The sequence below is a fragment of the Sinomicrobium halophytocola genome (assembly GCF_052983395.1).
In genome coordinates, this window is record NZ_JBRKIT010000028.1 from 202,023 (window position 1) to 223,377 (window position 21,355).

Annotated in this window: 18 protein-coding genes and 1 riboswitch; of the genes, 11 read left to right on the plus strand and 7 right to left on the minus strand. The window is 44.6% G+C overall.

All coding sequences use genetic code 11. The features are described from left to right. Positions 1 to 58 precede the first annotated feature (58 nt). Both ACVBDY_RS11820 and hemL read left to right on the plus strand, forming a co-directional pair. On the plus strand, positions 59 to 862 hold the full coding sequence (locus ACVBDY_RS11820) for a glucosaminidase domain-containing protein (RefSeq protein WP_447175689.1): 804 nt from the start codon (positions 59 to 61) through the stop codon (positions 860 to 862). Between the two features lie 94 nt (positions 863 to 956). Continuing rightward, positions 957 to 2,246, plus strand: coding sequence for a glutamate-1-semialdehyde 2,1-aminomutase (hemL, locus tag ACVBDY_RS11825; RefSeq protein ID WP_447175690.1), 1,290 nt, complete (start codon positions 957 to 959; stop codon positions 2,244 to 2,246). Here hemL and ACVBDY_RS11830 read toward each other — a convergent pair. After that, on the minus strand, positions 2,243 to 2,737 hold the full coding sequence (locus ACVBDY_RS11830) for an anthrone oxygenase family protein (RefSeq protein WP_447175691.1): 495 nt from the start codon (positions 2,735 to 2,737) through the stop codon (positions 2,243 to 2,245). The two genes, hemL and ACVBDY_RS11830, sit on opposite strands and share 4 nt — an antisense overlap. Further along, complete coding sequence (locus ACVBDY_RS11835; RefSeq protein ID WP_447175692.1) at positions 2,738 to 3,352, minus strand: DUF1579 domain-containing protein; 615 nt, start codon at positions 3,350 to 3,352, stop codon at positions 2,738 to 2,740. A 258-nt stretch (positions 3,353 to 3,610) separates the two neighbouring features. On the opposite strand from ACVBDY_RS11835, the gene ACVBDY_RS11840 reads away from it, so the two are divergent. The 7 genes from ACVBDY_RS11840 (at position 3,611) to ACVBDY_RS11870 (ending at position 14,253) form a co-directional block, all read left to right on the plus strand. After that, complete coding sequence (locus ACVBDY_RS11840; protein WP_447175693.1) at positions 3,611 to 5,869, plus strand: bifunctional SulP family inorganic anion transporter/carbonic anhydrase; 2,259 nt, start codon at positions 3,611 to 3,613, stop codon at positions 5,867 to 5,869. Positions 5,870 to 5,896: 27 nt separating this feature from the next. Next, positions 5,897 to 6,154 (plus strand): DUF1456 family protein, encoded by a 258-nt coding sequence (locus tag ACVBDY_RS11845; RefSeq protein WP_447175694.1) that lies wholly within the window; start codon positions 5,897 to 5,899, stop codon positions 6,152 to 6,154. Between the two features lie 79 nt (positions 6,155 to 6,233). Beyond that, positions 6,234 to 7,208 carry a Gfo/Idh/MocA family protein gene (locus tag ACVBDY_RS11850; RefSeq protein ID WP_447175695.1) on the plus strand — a complete coding sequence of 325 codons (975 nt, stop codon included), beginning with the start codon at positions 6,234 to 6,236 and terminating at the stop codon, positions 7,206 to 7,208. A gap of 135 nt (positions 7,209 to 7,343) precedes the next feature. Beyond that, positions 7,344 to 7,445, plus strand: a riboswitch (SAM riboswitch). A gap of 92 nt (positions 7,446 to 7,537) precedes the next feature. Further along, on the plus strand, positions 7,538 to 10,942 hold the full coding sequence (gene thrA / locus ACVBDY_RS11855) for a bifunctional aspartate kinase/homoserine dehydrogenase I (RefSeq protein WP_447175696.1): 3,405 nt from the start codon (positions 7,538 to 7,540) through the stop codon (positions 10,940 to 10,942). Between the two features lie 37 nt (positions 10,943 to 10,979). After that, positions 10,980 to 12,386, plus strand: a complete 1,407-nt coding sequence (locus ACVBDY_RS11860; RefSeq protein WP_447175697.1) for a pyridoxal phosphate-dependent decarboxylase family protein — start codon at positions 10,980 to 10,982, stop codon at positions 12,384 to 12,386. A gap of 39 nt (positions 12,387 to 12,425) precedes the next feature. Further along, complete coding sequence (locus ACVBDY_RS11865; protein ID WP_447175698.1) at positions 12,426 to 13,595, plus strand: trans-sulfuration enzyme family protein; 1,170 nt, start codon at positions 12,426 to 12,428, stop codon at positions 13,593 to 13,595. A gap of 115 nt (positions 13,596 to 13,710) precedes the next feature. Beyond that, positions 13,711 to 14,253: a DUF2911 domain-containing protein gene (locus tag ACVBDY_RS11870; RefSeq protein WP_447175699.1), complete on the plus strand. Its 543-nt coding sequence runs from the start codon at positions 13,711 to 13,713 to the stop codon at positions 14,251 to 14,253. Between the two features lie 69 nt (positions 14,254 to 14,322). Here the strand turns inward: ACVBDY_RS11870 and ACVBDY_RS11875 are convergent, their stop codons facing one another. From ACVBDY_RS11875 to ACVBDY_RS11890, 4 genes are all read right to left on the minus strand, one after another. Further along, positions 14,323 to 15,144 carry an AraC family transcriptional regulator gene (locus tag ACVBDY_RS11875; protein ID WP_447175700.1) on the minus strand — a complete coding sequence of 274 codons (822 nt, stop codon included), beginning with the start codon at positions 15,142 to 15,144 and terminating at the stop codon, positions 14,323 to 14,325. Between the two features lie 67 nt (positions 15,145 to 15,211). Then, a complete protein-coding gene (locus ACVBDY_RS11880) occupies positions 15,212 to 16,837 on the minus strand; it encodes an amidohydrolase (RefSeq protein ID WP_447175701.1) in 1,626 nt (541 codons plus the stop codon). A 74-nt stretch (positions 16,838 to 16,911) separates the two neighbouring features. Then, on the minus strand, positions 16,912 to 17,940 hold the full coding sequence (locus ACVBDY_RS11885; protein WP_447175702.1) for an RluA family pseudouridine synthase: 1,029 nt from the start codon (positions 17,938 to 17,940) through the stop codon (positions 16,912 to 16,914). Beyond that, positions 17,927 to 18,556 carry a PASTA domain-containing protein gene (locus ACVBDY_RS11890; RefSeq protein ID WP_447175703.1) on the minus strand — a complete coding sequence of 210 codons (630 nt, stop codon included), beginning with the start codon at positions 18,554 to 18,556 and terminating at the stop codon, positions 17,927 to 17,929. Before ACVBDY_RS11890 ends, ACVBDY_RS11885 begins: the two co-directional genes overlap by 14 nt. 227 nt (positions 18,557 to 18,783) lie before the next feature. Here ACVBDY_RS11890 and ACVBDY_RS11895 point away from each other — a divergent pair, with 227 nt between their 5' ends. Both ACVBDY_RS11895 and coaD read left to right on the plus strand, forming a co-directional pair. Further along, positions 18,784 to 19,761, plus strand: coding sequence for a D-alanine--D-alanine ligase (locus ACVBDY_RS11895; RefSeq protein ID WP_447175704.1), 978 nt, complete (start codon positions 18,784 to 18,786; stop codon positions 19,759 to 19,761). 45 nt (positions 19,762 to 19,806) lie between these two features. After that, positions 19,807 to 20,265, plus strand: coding sequence for a pantetheine-phosphate adenylyltransferase (gene coaD, locus ACVBDY_RS11900; protein ID WP_447175705.1), 459 nt, complete (start codon positions 19,807 to 19,809; stop codon positions 20,263 to 20,265). Between the two features lie 274 nt (positions 20,266 to 20,539). On the opposite strand, the gene ACVBDY_RS11905 is transcribed toward coaD, so the two are convergent. After that, a complete protein-coding gene (locus ACVBDY_RS11905; protein ID WP_447175706.1) occupies positions 20,540 to 21,340 on the minus strand; it encodes a TIGR00266 family protein in 801 nt (266 codons plus the stop codon). Positions 21,341 to 21,355 lie beyond the last annotated feature (15 nt).

The following is a 21,355-nucleotide window of genomic DNA, read 5'->3' on the forward strand; positions in this document are numbered from 1 at the left end:
GTCAATATTTATGATCCTGTACCTGGCATAAAAGGACAATAAGATAACCAACAAACGCATGCGAAAAATATTATTTGCACTTATCATTCTGGGGCTGGTGGCCTCTTCCTGTGGTTCCAAGAAAAAAGCGGCCAGGAAACGAAACGCGGACAAAACCAAAACGGTAAGAGTAGAGCCCAAAACACCGGTAAAAAAATATGACGATACCAAAAGTACAGGTTTTACCCGCATACGGATAGGTTCTACCGAAGAATACATCGAAATGTTCGCTCCCATCGCGCAGGACGAAATGCGGGAATTTGGTATCCCGGCAAGTATTACCCTCGCTCAGGGTATCCTGGAAAGCGGATCGGGTATGGGAGAACTGACACTGAAAACCAATAATCACTTCGGTATTAAATGCCACACCGGCTGGTCCGGCGGCATGGAATATCATGATGATGATGAAAAAGGGGAATGCTTCCGGAAGTACGATCATCCCATGGCCTCATACAGAGACCACTCCCTTTTCCTTACCAGCAGGAGCAGGTATGCCTCCTTGTTCGATCTCCGTAAAGACGATTATAATGGATGGGCAAAAGGACTAAGAAAAGCAGGATATGCTACCGATCCCCGCTATCCTCAAAAACTCATAAGTCTAATAGATAAGTACCGGTTATACACCTATGACGAGCAGGTACTCGGCAGTTCGGGAAGAAGGAAACAGGTAGTTTCCGACAACAACAAAAGACATATTGTTCGTCGTGGTGATACGTTATACTCTATTTCTAAAAGATATAATACGACCGTAGAGGCCCTCAAAAGAGCAAATCGACTGAGAAACAACAATATCGCCGTAGGCCAGGAACTAAAAATACGATAGTATTTTAGTAAAGACGCACGGTTGTGGGTCTCAACTGGAAAGGGCCACGTGGCCCAACCGGGAAAGGCAGCCAAAAAAGAAAAAATTACACAACATGATATATCAAAGAAGCAGCTCATTATTTGCAGAAGCCGAAAAATATATACCGGGAGGCGTTAACTCTCCCGTAAGAGCTTTTAAATCCGTCGGAGGAACCCCTGTTTTTATAGACAGGGCGAAGGGAGCCTATTTATATGATGCGGACGACAACCGGCTCATCGATTATATTGCTTCCTGGGGACCAATGATCCTCGGACACGCACACGAACCGGTAATCAAAGCGGTAACCGAAAAAGCAGAAAAAGGTACTTCCTTCGGTATGCCCACCGAAACAGAAACAGAAATTGCCAGGCTGGCGGTTTCTATGGTGCCGAATATCGATAAAATACGTTTTGTAAACAGCGGTACAGAAGCTTGTATGAGTGCAGTGCGATTGGCCCGGGGATACACGGACAGGGAAAAGATCATTAAATTTTCCGGTTGTTACCACGGCCACTCCGATGCTTTCCTTATCCAGGCCGGAAGCGGTGCGGTTACCTTTGGTTCTCCCAATAGCCCCGGGGTTACACAGGGAACGGCTAAAGACACCCTATTGGCTGCTTACAACGATCTCGAATCCGTAAAAACGCTGTTTGAAGCCAATAAGAACGAGATCGCAGCTGTCATTATAGAACCCGTTGCCGGAAATATGGGGTGTATACTCCCTGAAGAAGGTTTTCTGCAAGGGCTCCGGTCTCTTTGTGATGAATACGGTACATTGCTAATTTTTGATGAAGTAATGACAGGTTTCCGTCTTGCCGGGGGCGGGGCGCAGGAAGTCTTTGACATAAAGGCCGATATAGTCACCTTTGGTAAGGTTATAGGCGGCGGACTTCCCGTAGGGGCTTTTGCCTCCCGAAATGAGATTATGGACCTCCTGGCCCCGCTCGGCCCGGTATACCAGGCCGGTACCCTTAGCGGTAATCCGCTTGCCATGAGTGCGGGACTGGCCATGCTCTCGGAACTCGACAAAAACCCGGAAATATTCAAAAGCCTGGAAGAAAAAACACTGTACCTCCACAAAGGTATCACCAGGATACTGACCAAACACGGAGTACCCCATCGCATCAACCGGATGGGCTCCATGATATCTGTACACTTTACGGACAAAGAAGTAAAAGATTTCGCCAGTTCGGCAACCGGAAATAATGATAATTTTAAAAAATTCTTCCACGGCATGCTGAACGAAGGCATTCACCTGCCGCCAAGCGCGTTCGAAAGCTGGTTCCTTAATGATGCCCTGAGCTATGAGGATCTGGATTTCACTATAAATGCCGTAGATAAAGTCGCTATTTCACTTCTTTAAATACATCCGGAAAAATAAATCGCGATAAGAACCAGTATCACGGTCAGGCAAGAGGCCACAGTACGAACATGGTTCCAACGCGTCCAGGGCTTTTCAAAAGCCGTCCTCATCCCGGAAATTTCTTCTTCCGAAGCCGTTTCCGGGATGAATTTCCCCAGTTTGGTGTTCATAGGAACATTCTTTACTACCGTAACACCAAATACGCCTATAAGATATAGTACGGTAGCAGCAAGCAGGAAAACAAATGGTTTTCCTCCTTCTTCTCCATGAAGGACCGTGGCCAGCAACAATAATAGCGGCGCACCCAAAAAACCCAGGAAAAACAAAGGATTCAGTATCCGGGAATTTATAAACTGCATAGCTTTAACAAACTCCATGTCGTTCAGCTGTTCCAAACCGCGGTTCACGGCAATACTGAAAGCGTAAAAGAGTCCGGCCATCAATGCAGAGGTCAATCCGGCCAGAATGAGCACAATATCTAAAAACAACATCTATTTTTTGCGGCTGTATTTTATTTCCATTGTTTTCATCTCCGTCCCATTATGCTCCATGAACATCTCCATCGTACGGTTATTTTCATCAACCCGGGAGATCACCTCTCTGATATTTAAATCATTTCCGGTCATAGGATCAACCATGGTACCCTTCATTTCCAAAGTATTATTGTCTTCTTCAGTTGAAGTTCCCCGGATTACCATAATCCCGGTGCCCATATCATCTATCCAGGTGCTGAAAAATTCCTTTTTTGCATTGTCATATCCCATAAATCCAAGTCCGTTAAAGGGCTCTCCCATAAATTCCCCTTTAAAGGATATTTTGAGGTAACGCCCTCCCATAACCATTTTACAAGTCTCCGTACCCTTTGCCTTTTGAGGTGGTGCGGAAGGATCTGCCCAATGAGTTATTTCCGCATCCCACTCACCTTCGTCCACAGCGAGCATTTTATGTGTATTTCCGGGGGTACGGTAAGCATTCCAGGCTTCCATCATGGCTGCCTGTGGGTCATCGGAAACAGAAATTGCTTCCTTTTCCTGTGCTACGATATGGTTTTGCATCCCCAAAACCATCAAAATAACACAAAGGGCGGTGAAAATTCTTCTTTTCATCTTTTAAAGTATTTGGTAAGTGATTGAAAGAGTTAATTTACAATATTTCCAAACAACACACAACCTAAACAACTCATTTATAGTAAATTGAAATTTACCGGGTTTTATTTTCGTACTTTCACCGATATTCAACTGCAGTCAAACCCGGTAAAAATTAAAAATAAAGGTATAGTTCCTTTGCAGATAGCATGTATTATTCGCGAAAAAAACGATATATTAACGAAAAATTTTTCCCTTTGTAGCTGAAAAGAAATTGACTTGAGAAAACTACCTAATTTAAAAGAATTTGTCAACAGGCCCGGGCGGGAAGAATCCCATAACCCGTTATTTTCCAGCCTGAACAAGGATATTCCTGCCGGTATTGTCTTGTTTCTCGTGGCGCTTCCCTTATGCCTGGGGATAGCCCTGGCCAGTGGAGCGCCTCTCATTTCGGGATTGATCTCCGGGGTCATAGGCGGACTTGTTATCGGGACGGTGAGTAAATCCGGGACCAGTGTCAGCGGACCGGCTGCCAGTGTTTCGGCTGTGGTATTCCTTGCTATCCAGGACCTAGGCGGATTTAATATTTTTCTGACCGCACTGGTCATTGCAGGACTGTTTCAATTACTTTTCGGCATCCTGAAAGCCGGTCTTATCGCCGATTATATCCCCACCAGCATTATTAAAGGACTGCTGGCTGCCATAGGTATCATTCTTATCCTTTCGCAACTCAAATACGCCGTGGGCATGGAGCTCGACCATGACCGTTTTTCAAGTTTTTCAGAAGATTACCTGGACAACGCATGGAAAATCATTACACTTTTTTTCAAGTCCTTCACCCCCGGGTCCATTATTCTCACCCTGATCTCTCTTTTTATATTGCTTTTCTGGGCAAAGACACCCTTAAAGAATTTCAAACTGATCCCCCCGGCCCTGATCGTGGTTATTCTCGGTGTTGTCCTGAACTTTATTTTTAAATATCTTTTTCCGGGCTTGTATCTCGACAGTGTTCATCTTGTAAGTATTCCCAGGGTAGACGATCTTTCCTCCCTCATTACAACCCCGGATTTCAGTGCCATAGGCAATATGAAGATTTGGACTACGGCAATAACCGTTGCCATTATAGCTTCCCTGTCTACTTTGCTGAACATCGAAGCCACAGATAATATAGATCCGCACAAACGAAAAACACCTCCGAACCGGGAACTTATAGCCCAGGGCATTGGCAACACCCTATCCGGCCTGATCGGCGGAATTGCCATTACCTCGGTAATCGTGCGTAGTACGGTAAATATAGAAGCCGGGGGACAGACCAAACTCGTTACCATACTCCACGCTCTCCTCTTGCTGTTGAGCGTACTTTTTATAAGTTCCGTTATCAATCTCATTCCCCTGGCTTCACTCTCTGCCATATTATTGGTAGTGGGATATAAACTGGCATCTGTCTCCTTGTTACGGAAAATGTATGCCAAGGGCTGGAGCCAGTTCCTGCCGTTTGTTACCACCGTTATTGCCATTCTGCTAACAGATGTACTTATAGGTGTATTGATCGGTTCGGCACTAAGTGTTTTTTTTCTTTTACGGAACAATTATTACAATCCGTTCTTTATCGAAAACACCAGGTTCATGCAGGGTGAAGCCATTAAACTCGAACTTTCCAACGAGGTTTCCTTCCTTAACCGGGCTTCTATTAAAAATGCGCTTTGGAGTGTTCCCGACAACAGTAAGGTGATCATTGACGCTACTTTTTCCAGCTATATAGACCAGGATGTAGTAGAAATTCTCCGGGATTTCGAAAGTACTTTTGCCAGGGAACACCAGATCGATGTAAATATAATTGGCCTGAAGGAAAGTTATGATAAAGGTGAAGAAATCGATTTCGAGGGCAAAAACCTCGAAAAAGCCATATTGAAGTCATCCCCGGGGGAAATTCTGAATTATTTAAAAGAAGGTAACAAGAGTTACGTTAAAGGTAACCTTATCTCCCGCCGGCTGAGAAACAAAGAACTTACCGACTTCCTCAGTACTTGTCCGCTTGCCGTAGTCGTAAACTGTATTGACCTCAGAGAACCTTTAAACATGCTCCTCAATACCGGTATTGGCGACCTGGTGCCTATCAGATCCGCCGGAAACGCGGTAAGTGCTCCCATTATCCGCAGTATAGAAATAGCTTGCCGTAACCAGGGTGCAAAACTCATCCTCCTGATGGGTAATTCCGGAAACTCCTTTGTAAAAGAAGCTATTGAAGCCCATCTGGCCGGAACGGAATCTTATTTAAAACCATTGATCGAGGATGCGTTGATCTCAAAAAAATTCAGTGAAGAAGATCTAAAAAACAAGGACCCTGAAGATATAGCGGATGCCATTACCCGGTTTAATCTCGAATTTTCCAAAGAAAAAATAATGCGTGAAAACCCTTTTATCAGGGAACAGGTGGAAGCCGGAAGCCTGGGTATTGCTTCGGCATTCTTTGATCGCAAAACGGCCTCGATAGCGTTTTCCGAATTGTTCACCATAGAGACTGCGACAGGAAAATAATACTTTTTAAATATTTAACAACAACTCATGACCAATAACGACATTTTAAAGAAATTGCGGGTAGCGCTGAAGTTAACCAATGATGACATCGTGGAAATCATGAAACTGGTTGGTTTCAACGTATCCAAATCCGAACTGGGGGCTCTTTTCCGCAGAGAAGACCATCCCAAATACATGGAGTGTGGCGATCAGTTTCTGCGAAATTTCCTCAACGGACTGATCATACACATGAGAGGGCCGGCTGAAGAAAAGGAAAATAAGAAAGAGACAGGACAAAAAGGATAAGGCTTAAGGATACCGTTAGAGAACTAATCCTGCTATCCGTGAATCAGTGACTAAAATTTATAGAAAATAAAAAGAAATAATGCATAAATTCCTTCGCTGGGGCATCATTGGATGCGGCAATGTCACCGAAAAAAAGAGCGGGCCTGCTTATAGCAAGACCGAAGGGTTCGAACTGGCCGCCGTAATGCGGCGCAATGCGGACAAGGTCCGTGATTATGCTCAACGCCATCATGTGAAAAAATATTACACAGATGCGGACGAACTTATCAATGATAATGAAATTGATGCCATTTACATCGCTACGCCCCCCGATACACATAAATACTACGGGCTCCGGGTAGCCGCGGCAGGCAAACCCTGTTGCATAGAAAAGCCCCTTGCCCCTTCCTACCAGGACTGTCTGGCCATTCAGGAAGCCTTTGAAAAAGCAGGGATACCTTTGTTTGTAGCCTATTACCGGCGCTCTCTGCCCCGTTTCCTCCAAATAAAAACATGGCTGGATAATGGTGAGGCAGGCGATATAAGACATATAAACTGGCACCTCAGCAAACCACCGAACGAGCAGGATCTTTCCGGCGCGTACAACTGGCGTACCGATGTACAAATAGCTCCCGGAGGTTATTTCGACGACCTGGCGAGCCACGGCCTGGACCTGTTTACCTTTATCCTCGGCGATATCAAAGACGTACACGGTATAAGTCTTAACCAACAGGGACTTTACGCTGCAAAGGATGCCATGACAGCATGCTGGCTGCACAAAAACGGCATTACCGGCTCCGGAAGCTGGAATTTCGGCTGTCATACCCGTGAGGACAAGGTGGAAATACTTGGCAGTAAAGGGAAAGTAACATTTTCGGTCTTTGATGAGGCTCCTGTTGTCCTGAGTAACGATAAAGGCACGCAGGAACTTTTTATCAACCACCCGGAAAACATACAGTTATATCACGTAAAAAATATAAAGAAACACCTGGAAGGACAAGCCGTACACCCTTCTACAGGGCCGACGGCAGTACATACGGCATGGATCATGGATAAAATACTCGGTACCATTTAATCTGGTTTCTTTTGTTCCGAAATATAAAAATTGATATAAAAGTATTGCCTGTTTCATTATTATTCCATTACTTTGCCCTTCGTTTCAATGCTCCGTAATGGCGCGTAGAAATAAAAGTTCAGAAAAATAATTCATATGTTATCAAGAAAGGCTGAGGGAATAGACCCGTTGAAGCCTTAGCAACCCTCCCTCATGGAGAAGGTGCTACGTTCTACCCCGAATGGGGAAAGATAACCCCGTGTTTTACATTAAACACGATTTACAGGGTAATTACTTTCCGTAATAGCTTTTCTGGTAACATATAGCATACAAATAAAAAAACGGTTACATTGAAAAGCAATTTAAATAAGCTTGAAATTACAGGTTTTATCACCGGGATCGGTGTGAAAATGCCACGTATCCCGCTGTCTTACCAGGTTTTCGGAAGAACACTGGGAGAAGCCCCGGTAATACTGGTCAACCATGCGCTTACCGGAAATTCTGATGTTGCCGGGGAGACAGGTTGGTGGAGAGACCTTATTGGCGAAGGCAAAGGCATAGATACTTCCATTTATACCATTCTTGCCTTCAATGTCCCCGGTAATGGTTATGACGGATTTGTCATAGACAATTACAAGGATTTCGTAGCCCGTGACATAGCGAGGATATTCCTTACAAGTCTGGAAAAACTGGGTATCGAAAAACTTTTTGCCCTGATAGGGGGGTCTATGGGAGGTGGTATTGCCTGGGAAATGGCTGTATTGAATCCTGATATTACCGAACATCTCATTCCTATTGCTTCAGACTGGAAATCAACGGACTGGCTTATTGCCAACTGCCAGGTACAGGAGCAATTCCTGGTAAATTCCCGTCAACCCGTACACGATGCACGTATGCATGCCATGTTATGTTACCGTACACCGGAGTCTTTCAAGACCCGTTTCAACCGGACCACTAACCAGGAACTTAAGGTTTTTAATGTAGAAAGCTGGCTATTGCATCACGGCAATAAATTACAGGAACGCTTTCAGGTTGCCGCATACAGGCTGATGAACCAACTGTTAAAAACCATAGATGTGACCAGGGGGCACAAAGAGCATTTCAATGTGCTGGAATCTATAAATGCCAACATTCACATCATAGGAGTGGATTCCGATCTCTTCTTCACAGCCGAAGAAAACCGGGAGACGCACAAACAACTGGCACAGGCCCACGACAGGGTTACCTACGGCGAGATACATTCCGTGCACGGGCATGACGCTTTTTTAATAGAATTCGAACAACTGGAAAAACTCATAGGAGGAATATTTCAAAAAGGAAAAAACAACAGGATGAAAGTATTGAAGTTTGGCGGTAAATCGCTGGCTAACGGAGAAGGCATTACTAATGCGCTGCGCATTATCGAAGACAAAATAGAACAGGGAGAAAGGATAACCGTGGTAGTCTCCGCACGGGGTAATGCCACTAATGAACTGGAAGAAATACTAGAAAAAGCTGGAAAAGGAGAGGATTACATTCCACAATTAGAAACCTTCAAAGCCTATCAACAAGCTGATTTTGACTATGTGGATTTTTCCGAGGAATTCACCAAGCTTGAAAAATTGTTTGAAGGCGTAGGCCTGCTGGGAGATTACAGCTCCAAAATAAAAGATCAGATACTCTCCAAAGGAGAAGTTATTTCAGCTAAGCTCATTACGGAAGTACTAAAACACAAAGGCATTAACGCCCTGTTTACCGATACCCGAAAACTCATCAAAACGGATGAGAAATTCGGAAATGCCCAGCCCCTGGAAAAACTTTCCAAGGAGAATGTCCTCGCGCATTTCGAAGAACACAATCACGATACGGTAAACATCGTCACCGGGTTTATCGGCTCCAACGCCAGAAATGAGACCACGACCTTGGGCAGGAACGGCAGCAACTATACAGCTTCCCTTATAGCTAACTTCCTGGACGCGGAAGAACTGCAAAGCTATACACATGTAGACGGTATATTCACCGCCAATCCGGAACTGGTACCCGATGCACAGCGTATAGAACAACTGTCCTATAACGAAGCGAATGAAATGGCCAATTTCGGCGCCACCATCCTCCACGCCAAAACCATTATCCCGCTTATTGAAAAGAACATCCCGCTGCGGATACTCAATACCTTTAACAACGATAACAAAGGTACGCTCATTACTTCCGAACCCAATAAAGAAGGTATTAAATCGTTATCCGTACTGGAAAATGTGGCCTTGCTTAACCTGGAAGGACGAGGGCTTCTCGGAAAAGCAGGAGTAGATGCGCGCATCTTCCGGGCGCTTGGTGACAGCAATATCAGTGTGAGCATTATTTCACAGGGATCTTCTGAAAGGGGGATCGGGCTCGTAGTAGATGCGGAAAACGCTACCAAGGCTATCGTGGAACTGGAAAAAGAATTTGAAAAAGACTTCTACTCCAAAGACGTCAACAAGATATCCGCGGTAGATGATGTATCGGTTATTTCCATTGTCGGGCAGGACCTCAGCACGTTTCACAAGCCATACAATGCCTTGATAAGAAACCAGGTTGTCCCCCTGCTGTTTAACAACACCGTAACCGGGAAGAACGTCAGCCTGGTCGTAAAAAAATCCGGTCTGCATAAGGCCCTGAATGTCATACACGGGGAAATATTCGGTATCTCCAAAAAGATCAATATCGCCATTTTCGGTCACGGACTGGTAGGAGGAACACTTATCGAACAAATACTTTCGTCAGCCGACAGTATCGAAAAGCGCAAGAATATACGTCTGAATATTTTTGCCGTGTCCAACTCCAAAAAGGTGCTCCTGGACAAAAACGGCATAAGAGACAACTGGAAAGAAGTTATTGGCAACAGTGACCAATCCTCTGGTGCTGATGCCGTTATTAAATACGCCAAAACACATCACCTGGAAAACCTCATTGCCATAGATAACACAGCCAGTGTGGATTTTGTGGAAAATTATATAGAACTCATCAATAACGGGTTTGATATAGTTTCGTCCAACAAGATCGCTAACACACTCAGCTACAGTTTCTATAAAGAATTAAGGGAAACCCTGGACAAAAACCAGAAACAATACCTTTACGAAACTAATGTAGGCGCCGGATTGCCACTTATAGATACCATAAAACTACTCCACCTTTCCGGGGAGAATATCACCGGGATCAAAGGCGTATTCTCAGGATCATTGAGTTACCTTTTCAATAGCTTTTCAGTGGAAGACAGGCCTTTCAGCGAGGTATTGCAGGAAGCCATAGACAAAGGATTTACCGAACCGGACCCCAGGGAAGACCTTTCGGGTAACGATGTGGGAAGGAAACTCCTTATCCTGGCCAGGGAACTGGACCTGCACAACGAATTTGAAGACATCAGGATACAGAACCTGATCCCCGAAACTTCGGGCCTTCGCGAAGGAAAAGCAACGGATTTTCTCTCCAGCCTGGGAGAACTGGACAATACTTACACGGAGATAAAGGCAAAACAGGAACCCGGTCACGTACTCCGCTATATCGGGGAGCTTTCCGGCGACTTGCAGCAGGACAAGGGTATCCTGGAAGTAAAACTCGTTTCCGTACCCGAACAAAGCGCTCTCGGCCAGGTAAAAGGTTCAGATTCCATATTTGAAATATACACCGAGTCCTACGGCACAAGACCACTGGTCATTCAGGGAGCAGGTGCAGGGGCCAATGTAACGGCCAGGGGAGTCTTCGGAGATATACTCCGGCTTGCGGACCGTGGAGAATAATACAGGATAAGGATATAGACAAAAAAGCAACGATTTCATGTACCAGTATTTACATAAGGACCTCACCGGGCTGGATGCCATACTTGACAAAGTAAAAGCACAGGCTACGGATTACCTGGACAATCTGCGGCACAGGCCGGTATCCACAACTTTTGAGGTTGGTAAACTACCACAATTGAGCGAAGAAGGACTTGGCTCGGCAAAGGCTCTGGAACAATTTAACACCAGGCTCGAACCTCTCATTGTCGCCTCTTCCGGCCCCAGGTACCTGGGTTTTGTTACCGGGGGTTCCACCCCGGCATCCATAGCAGGTGACTGGCTGGCTACGGTGTATGACCAGAATACCCAGGTAACCAAAGGAGAAGGCGATATTTCGGCTGTCATTGAAGAAGAAACCATACAATTAACACTGGACCTCTTTAGTCTTCCCTCCGACTTTTTCGGTGGTTTTGTTACCGGCGCTACCATGTCCAATTTCACCTGCCTGGCCGTGGCAAGACAGTGGTATGGCAAACAACTGGGGAAAGACTATGCCAAAGACGGTGTCCGGAACAAAGTGCATATACTAACGGCTACTCCGCATTCGTCTTCCGTAAAATCACTGGCCATGCTGGGACTGGGAAGCAGGAATATTCTGAAAGTAAATACCCTGGAGGGAAACCGGGAAGCCATAGACCCGGATGACCTGGAAAACAAGATCCGGGCTCTGCAAGGTGATCCATTTATACTGATATCTAGTGCAGGAACGGTAAATACCGTAGATTTTGATGATTTCGAAGCGATCGGGAAACTGCGGAAAAAGTATACTTTCTGGTGGCATATTGATGCCGCTTTCGGTGGTTTTGCCGCCTGTTCCCCGACGTACAAACACCTGCTCAAAGACTGGGAAGCAGCAGACAGTATTACCGTAGATTGCCATAAATGGCTGAATGTACCTTACGAAAATGCCTTTTTCCTGGTACGTAAGGAGCATAACCTGTTACAGGCAGAGACCTTTCAGAATTCCGATGCCCCTTACCTGGGCGACCCCATGGAAAATTTCAGCTACCTCAACTTTCTGCCGGAGAATTCCAGGAGGCTCAAGGCCCTTCCCGTTTGGTTTACATTGATGGCTTACGGTAAAAAAGGCTACAGGTACATTGTAGAGAATTCCGTGGAAATGACAAGGATTTTAGGAGATTTTATAACACAAAACCCTAAATTTGAACTGCTGGCCCCAATACGGCTTAACACCGTATGCTTTACACTGAGTAGGGAAGAAAACCAGGAGAAAGTCCATCCTTTCCTAACTGCCCTCAACCGCACCGGGAAAGTCTTTATGACCCCAACGGTATACCAAGGGAAAAAAGGTATCCGGGCAGCTTTTGTAAACTGGATGACTACTAAAGAAGATGTAGCCGTAATTACAGAACAAATAGACCGTATTGCTGAAAATATTTTATAAAAAAGACATCCCTAACAGATAAAAATAAAACATAAGATAATGAGTAAATCCCATTTTGAAACCGACGCCGTTCGCACGCGAATAGAAAAAACGGAGTTTTTGGAACACACCAGTCCCTTATATCTTACTTCCAGTTTTGTCTTCGAAGACGCGGAAGACATGAGAGCTTCTTTCGCAGAGGAAAAAGAAAGAAATATTTACAGCAGGTTTACCAACCCCAATACATCCGAATTCGTAGATAAAATATGTAAAATGGAAGGAGCGGAAAGCGGTTATGCCTTCGCTACCGGGATGGCTGCCGTCTTCTCTACCTTTGCCGCCCTGCTGAACAGCGGTGACCATATTGTCGCTGCACGGTCGGTATTCGGCTCTACCCATACCCTGTTCACCAAATTTTTACCGAAGTGGAACATCAATACTTCCTATTTCAGGGTAGACGAAACTGAAAAGATAGAATCGCTCATACAACAGAACACCAAAATACTTTTCGCGGAAACCCCGACGAATCCGGCAGTAGATATCCTGGACCTGGAACTACTGGGTGAAATAGCAAAAAAACACAACCTTATCCTGGTTATCGATAACTGTTTCGCTACACCTTATCTCCAGAATCCCATAGAATTCGGTGCCGACCTGGTGATCCATTCCGCTACCAAACTTATAGACGGACAAGGCCGTGTACTGGGAGGTGTTACGGTGGGGAAAAAAGATCTTATCCGGGAGATCTACCTCTTTTCCCGTAACACCGGGCCATCCCTGTCCCCTTTTAACGCGTGGATACTGTCCAAAAGCCTGGAAACCCTGGCGGTACGTGTGGACAGGCACTGTGAAAACGCACTTAAAGTGGCGGAATTCCTGGAAGATCACCCTCGGGTAAACTGGGTAAAATACCCTTTCCTCAAATCCCATCCGCAATATGAAGTGGCCAAAAAACAAATGAAAGCCGGCGGAAGTATTGTCGCTTTTGAGGTTAAAGGCGGTGTGGAAGCAGGCAGGAAATTCCTGAATTCCATAAAAATGTGCTCACTGTCCGCTAACCTGGGAGATACCCGGACCATAGTAACACATCCGGCATCTACCACACACAGTAAACTCAGTGAAGAAGATCGTTTGCAGGTGAGTATAACGGACGGACTGGTAAGGGTTTCGGTAGGACTGGAAAACGTGGCGGATATTATTGCGGACCTGGACCAGGCTTTATCATCGTAACAGGTTATTTCCTACAACTTATAAAAATATCCCAAAGTTTCCGGATCATCGGGGCGAGATTCAAAAAGATTTGCTAATTTAGAGCATAACAACTTAAAAATCCATTTTTCCTGTTATGAAGAAATATATCAGCTTATTGATACTGGTGGTGGCACTGATTTTTGCTCCGGAAGCCAATGCACAAAAATTCAGCGGACTGGACAAAAGTCCATGTGATATAGCGTATTACCGCACAGACCGAAAAGCCCCGCCTATCGCAAAAGTCGTTTACGGAAGGCCCTTGAAAAAAGACAGACCGGTTTTCGGGACCCTCGTACCTTTTGACAAGGTATGGCGTACAGGAGCTAATGAAGCTACGGAGATCACTTTTTTCAAAGACGTTATGTTCGGAGATAAAGAGGTTGAAGCCGGCACATATACCCTGTTCTCCATTCCGGGAGTAAAAGAATGGGTGGTTATCCTGAACAAGGATACGGATGTATGGGGAGCTTTTGATTATAAAGAATCCAACGATATAGCCAGGACTACGGTTCCTGTGGATAGGGACAGTAAATCGCTGGAAGCTTTTTCCATTACTTTCGAACCCGGAGATAACGGCGCCGATATGTATTTGGGATGGGATACCACAAGAGTCAAGGTTCCGATCAGCGAAAGATAGATAGAGCTTTTTTTAATTATACCCGGAAAATCCGGGAATTTTCCAGCAAAGGAAATTTTCCGGATTTTTTTATGGCCGGAACTTCCGGGCCAGGGAAGGCGTCATCCCATACATACTTTTGAATTCCTTGATAAAATGGGACTGGTCATAGTATCCGGCATCAAAAAACAACTTGTTCCCACGCAGACTTTGTATGGAAGGTTTAGCTTGCAGAATATTCTGGAAACGCACCACCTTACTGAATGTTTTGGGTGTACTTCCAATATAAAAATCGAACAGGCGACGCAATTGTCTCGGGCTGATCCCCGTATCCAGTTCTTCCTGTACCTGTAGTATACCCTGCTTTTTAATTATAATATCCAGGGCATTGAAAAAACGGTGGTCTATATTCAGGTTTGCCACCCCCACTACTTCCCTGAAATAACAATCGAATACTTCCGCATATTCGAAAAAAGTCATATTATCGGAAATACGGGGTATCAATCCGTTAAACAGGTGAGGTAAAAGATACCGTAATGCTTCTACCCGTCCGGCGAGCTCACCACCACCTATACGAAATAATAACGGAAATGCGGCGGGCAGAAAACGGATGCCGATATAACGAAATTTAACGTCAAGTGGAAATTCGGTATAATCGGTGGAAAAGCCCATAACGAACATTTCTTCCGGATTTTCCACCTCAAAAAATATATCTGTACAGGCATCGGCTACCACTTTATATGCGAAAGGGGCTTTCGGTTTTCGGGTAGTTTTCAGTTCCCAGTAGCAGTAAATATAACTCCCCAGGTGTAAATGCGGGAAAAGTTCAGTATAAGTAACGCCCGAATCCTTACCTCCCACAGCAGGCTGAAGGGGTTGGAAATGTTTTCTTATATCCGGAAGGTCGTACATAAATCACATACAGCTTCTTACAAATATAAGCGGATTTTTGATATGCACGAAAAAAGTCAGGAATGGTTTAGTACACCTTCTTCCCTCCTATGAAAGTTCCTTCCACCTTTGTTGCGGGGATTTCTTCCAGGGGTACCTGCATAATATCCTTGTCCAGAATGATAAAATCGGCCAGTTTACCGATTTCTATACTTCCCTTCTCCTCTTCTTCAAAATTGGAATACGCCGCCCATATGGTCATACCTTTCAGGGCCTCTTTCCTGCTCAGTGCATTTTCGATCTGAAACCCTCCGTCAGGATATTCTTCGAGATCCTTTCGTCCCACCGCCGCATAGAAAGTGTAAAACGGATTGACCTGTTCTACCGGAAAGTCGGTTCCAAGTGCTATAATACCGGCTTTGTCCAGAAGTGTTTTATAAGCATATGCTCCCTTTACACGTTCTTTACCCAATCTGTCCTGAGCCCAGTACATATCACTGGTGGCATGTGTGGGTTGTACGGAAGGTATGATACCCTGTTTAAAATAATCAAAATCTTCCGGGCTTATCACCTGCGCGTGTTCTATTTTCCATCGCCTGTTCTCTTTCCCTTTCAATGCCTTGGAATATGCACGCAATACGGCAACATTGGCAGAATCTCCTATAGCATGGGTATTCATCTGAAAATCCGAAGAGGCTATTTTTATAGCAAGTGCTTCGATATCGGCGACAGGAGTTACTATAGCCCCGTAATGTCCCGGTTTGTCCGTATAGGGTTCCTTAAGGGCTGCCCCTCTCGATCCTAAAGCACCGTCTGCATATACCTTTACAGAACCTACATGCAGTTTATCGGTTTTTTTAACTCCCCTGGACAAAAAGTAAACGACATCATTTTTATTGTTACTCACCATGGCATACACACGCATATCCATGGCATTCATACGTTGTAAGCTATCTATGAGCTCTATGGTTTGCCGGGTGAGTCCGGCGTCATTTACCGTGGTCAATCCGAATCTGAAACATATTTCCTGCGCATCCAGCAATGCCCGTATCTGCGTTTCCTTGTTCGGCGGGGGGAGCACGGCATCTACAAGGGCCATAGGGCCGTCAATCAAGACCCCCGTAGGTTCCCCGTCTTTCATTACTATCTCTCCGTTATCCGAAACCGTTTGCCCGTCTACACCGGCCATTTGCAATACTTTGTCGTTTACAATATAGGCATGCCCGTCAATACGCTCCAGTACTACGGGAATATCCGGGAACAGGGAATCCAGTATGTCTTTTTCCGGAAACTCCTTAATTTTCCAGTTGTTCTGGTCCCACCCCCGTCCGAAAATTACCTCCGGTTGTTTTTCATGCTGAAAAGAAACGATCCTTTGTACTACTTCATCAAAACTTGCCGTTCCTCTGAGGTCCGCATTCTGTTGATTAAGTCCGAGTCCGTAAAAATGGCAATGGGCGTCTATAAGCCCAGGAATCACGGTTTTTCCGTTTGCATCTATGATCTCCCTTGCGGAATACTTATCTCCTATTTCCTTTACACTGCCTACAGCGACAAATTTTCCGTCTTTTATAGCAAAAGATCCGGCTATGTCAAAAGCATTGTTTACCGTATATACATTGGCATTGGTAACTACAATGTCTACGGGTTCTTTCTTTTTACAGGAATTAAAAACAAGCATAAGCGCTGCCAGAGAAAAAAGTGTTTTTTTCATGGGGTGGTTAATTGTTTAGGGTTCATGTAAAAATAGGAAAACGCTAACAAATTCTGATACTAAAATTGTAAAAATCACAATTCCATATGCCGGGCATAATTCTGCCATTTCTCAATGCACGTCATCATATCTTCCGGAAGGGGAGAATTGAAACTCATAAACTTGCCGGTGACCGGATGTTCAAAGCCCAGGGTTTTGGCATGTAAGGCCTGGCGTGGTAATGTTTTAAAACAATTATCTACAAACTGTTTGTATTTTGTAAAGGTGGTCCCTTTGAGTATTTTTTCTCCTCCGTAACGTTCGTCATTAAAGAGCGTATGTCCTATGTGCTTCATATGCACCCGTATCTGGTGTGTACGCCCGGTTTCCAGTTTACAGGACACCAGGGTAACATAACCGAACCGTTCTATTACTTTGTAGTGGGTCACGGCTTCTTTACCGTGTGCACCGTCTTCGAAAACCGCCATTTGCAAACGGTTTTTAGGGTGCCTGCCTATATGTCCTTCCACCGTGCCTTCGTCTTCCTCTATATTACCCCACACCAGGGCTACATATTCTCTTTCACTGGTTTTATCGAAAAACTGTCTTGCCAGGTGTGTCATGGCCTGTTCCGTTTTGGCAATAACGAGGAGTCCGCTGGTATCTTTATCTATGCGGTGAACCAGTCCGGGACGTTCGTTACTGTTTTTCGGAAGGTGCTCAAAATGATAGACAAGGGCATTGATAAGCGTTCCGCTATAGTTACCATGACCAGGATGTACGACCATACCTGCCGGTTTATTGACCACCAGCAGCTCATCATCTTCATAAACGATATCTAACGGAATATTTTCGGGGGTAAGCAGGTACTCGTACGGCGGGTGTTCGAACAGTACTTTTACCTCATCTTCGGCCTTGACGCGATAATTAGATTTAACAGCTGTTCCGTTAACCCATATATTACCGTTCTTGGCCGCCTGTTGGATTTTATTCCGGGTTGCATTTTCTATAAAGTTCATCAAAAATTTGTCTACCCGAAGCGGTTCCTGTCCTTTTCCTGCCTTAAAATTGTAGTGTTCGTATAATTCGTCATCCTGCTCTTCAATATCGTTATGCTCCGTCATCGCCTTCGTTATTTGTTTCCTCCGTTTCTTCAGCCGCTTTTGCCGCTTCTTCTTTTTTCCGCTCTTCTTCTCCCCCGTTCCCGCATACGAGGTCTATTTTAGTTGTTTTGGGAAACTGGTCTCCGGGGGCGATCTTTTTCCCCTGGTATTGTATATAGTAAACCATATCTTTACCTATCTCGTCTATATACTCCACCCTTCCGACTTCCAGTCCTACGGCACGGAGCATAGATTCCGCATTCCGCCGGGTAACCTGTATGATATTGGGTACACTTACATCCCGGTATCCCGAAGGGTTTATGGTAAGGTATATCTTTCTGTTCTGTTTTACGGTACTCCCACCTATGGGTTCCTGCTCTATAACGGAATACCTGGGATACCCGGGATTAAAATTGGCCGAATCCAGCACTTCAAAACGGAGGTCCGCATTCTCCAGGGTCTCCTTGACCTCATTCAGGGTTTTCTTGGAAAGATCGGGCACAGTGACAAACTCACCGTGATTGGTAGTGATCTTCAGCCATTGCAATGCAAGGAGAACCAATGCTACCAATACCACCACTCCTATTATAATCTGGGTCAGAAAAGTTTTGCTCCCCAGGAATTTAAAAATACTCATGTCCTTTATTTAGTTGACAAAGATATGAAAACTGATTGAAGTTAGGAGCCCGAATCCAAGAGTCCGAAGTACGGACGTATTGTGTGAAAGGCGCGGTAAAATCTTCTAACTCTTAACTTCATGCTTCCAACTTTCCGCCAAAATTTAATCCGAAAAGTTTTTTTATCTTTTGATTTATTAATGATACTTTTGATTAAACGAATTTACGGAACTCTTTCGTGTAGCCGATGAAAAAAAATATTGCTATCCTGATGGGAGGGTATTCCAGTGAGTACCTGATTTCCCTAAAAAGCGGTAACGTAGTATACCAACACCTGAACCGCGAAGTTTACAATCTTTTCCGTATCCACATTTTTCGAGATAAATGGGTATATGTAGACGATAATGAAGCCGAATTCCCGGTAAACAAACACGATTTCAGCATTTCGCCGAAGGGTGAAAAGATAAATTTTGACGGTGTTTTCATCGCCATACACGGCTCACCCGGGGAGGATGGTTACATTCAGGCTTACCTGGACCTCCTGAACATTCGGCATACTTCCTGCGGATTTTACCAGGCTGCCCTTACCTTTAACAAAAGGGATTGTCTCTCCGTGCTGAAAGCTTATGGTATTCCATGTGCCACTTCTTTCTATATCAATAAAGGAGATGCTGTTAATACCGCTGATATCGTGACCAAAATAGGTCTCCCGTGTTTTGTAAAGGCCAATAGGGCAGGGTCCAGCTTCGGGGTGTCTAAAGTACATAAGGAAGAAGACCTCCTCAATGCAATAGCATATTCCTTTAAGGAAGATGACGAAATTATCATAGAATCTTTTCTCGACGGGACAGAAGTCTCCGTAGGGGTTATTCGGTACCAGGGAAAAACCACAGTGCTCCCTATTACGGAAATCGTTTCGGAAAACGATTTTTTTGATTACAATGCCAAATATCTCGGGCAGTCCCAGGAAATAACCCCGGCACGATTATCCGATGAAATGGCCGCAAAAGTGTCGGAAATAGCGAAGAAGGTTTACGAGATCCTGAAATTAAAGGGCTTCAGCCGGAGCGAGTACATTATTGTAAACGATATTCCGCACTTGTTGGAAATAAATACGATCCCCGGACTTACCGCGGAAAGCATTTTACCACAGCAGGCAGGTGTCGCGGGAATCTCCCTGGAAGAACTTTTTAACAATGCGGTGGAAGAGACTCTGAAAAAATAGTTATATTTAGAATAAGAAAAAGACAATAACTCCGATCCGGAAACCATGAAGCGAGCTATTTTTCCGGGGTCTTTCGACCCCATTACCTTAGGACACTACGATATAATAACCAGGGGACTCACCTTGTTTGATGAACTTGTTATTGCCATAGGCATCAATGCCGAAAAAAAGTATATGTTCTCCATTGAAGAGAGAACACAGTTTATAGCCGAAGCTTTCCGGGATATTCCCAATATCAAGGTAATGACATATGAAGGGCTTACCGTGGATTTCTGTAAAAAAATAAACGCCCAGTTTATCCTGAGAGGATTACGCAATCCGGCAGATTTCGAATTTGAAAAAGCCATTGCGCATACCAACCGGAAATTATCAGAAATAGAGACGGTGTTTTTGCTTACTTCTTCCGGAAAATCGTATATCAGTTCCTCCATTGTACGGGATGTTATCCGCAATGGTGGTGATTATACCGGACTGGTACCGGACACCGTAAGGGTGACGAAATAAACGGGTTAATGTGCCGATTTGATAATTAGTTAATGTGATAATGAAAATCATTGACCGGTCTGTAACTAAACTACTATCACCTTGACATCCATAGGTTTTGACGAACGATAAAATTATCTTTTGGTTATTGGTTAATGGGTTATTGAGTTATTTAGGCAACACTCTTAAAATCAACAAAATAACAACCTAACCTATACTTTTTAGAAATTAAAGTATATAGTTTGAATTATTTTTGAGACCAATCAAATTACCTCATTAACCAATTACCACATTTTTAAAACCGGTTATCCCCACTGATAATATCTCCGAGACCACCGAGTACACTTCCTTCTCCTTTATCCTTTCCTCCTCCTTGTGGCGCTGCTGCCCATACCCTGCTGGCAAGCCTGCTAAACGGAAGCGATTGTACATAGACCACTCCGGGACCACGTAACGTAGCAAAGAAAAGTCCTTCACCCCCGAAAACCGTATTTTTTATTCCGCCTACAAATTCGATATTATAATCCACATCTTTGGTAAAGCCTACAATACAACCCGTATCTACTTTTAAAACCTCACCGGGGGCAAGTTCCTTTCTAGCCATAGTTCCTCCGGCATGAACAAAGGCCATACCGTCTCCTTCGAGCTTCTGCATAATAAAACCTTCGCCCCCAAAGAAACCTCTCCCCAGGCGCTTTGAAAATTCAATCCCGACACTCACTCCTTTTGCCGCACAGAGAAAAGCATCCTTCTGGCATACAAATTTACCACCGTAATTGGTAAGATCTATGGGAACGATCTTTCCCGGATAGGGAGAAGCAAAACTTACCTTTTTCTTTCCGGTTTCCGCATTCAGGAAAACGGTCATAAAAAGGCTCTCCCCGGTCAATAAGCGCTTTCCGGCGGAGAACAGTTTTCCCAATACTCCTTTTTCCTGGTTAGACCCATCTCCGAAGATGGTATCCATACTTATACCGTTATCCATCATCATAAAGCTGCCTGCCTCGGCAACAACGGCTTCCTGCGGGTCCAGCTCTATTTCCACATATTGCATTTCCTCGCCGTAAATATGGTAATCAATTTCGTGTGCTGTCATTGGTTTTATTTCTAA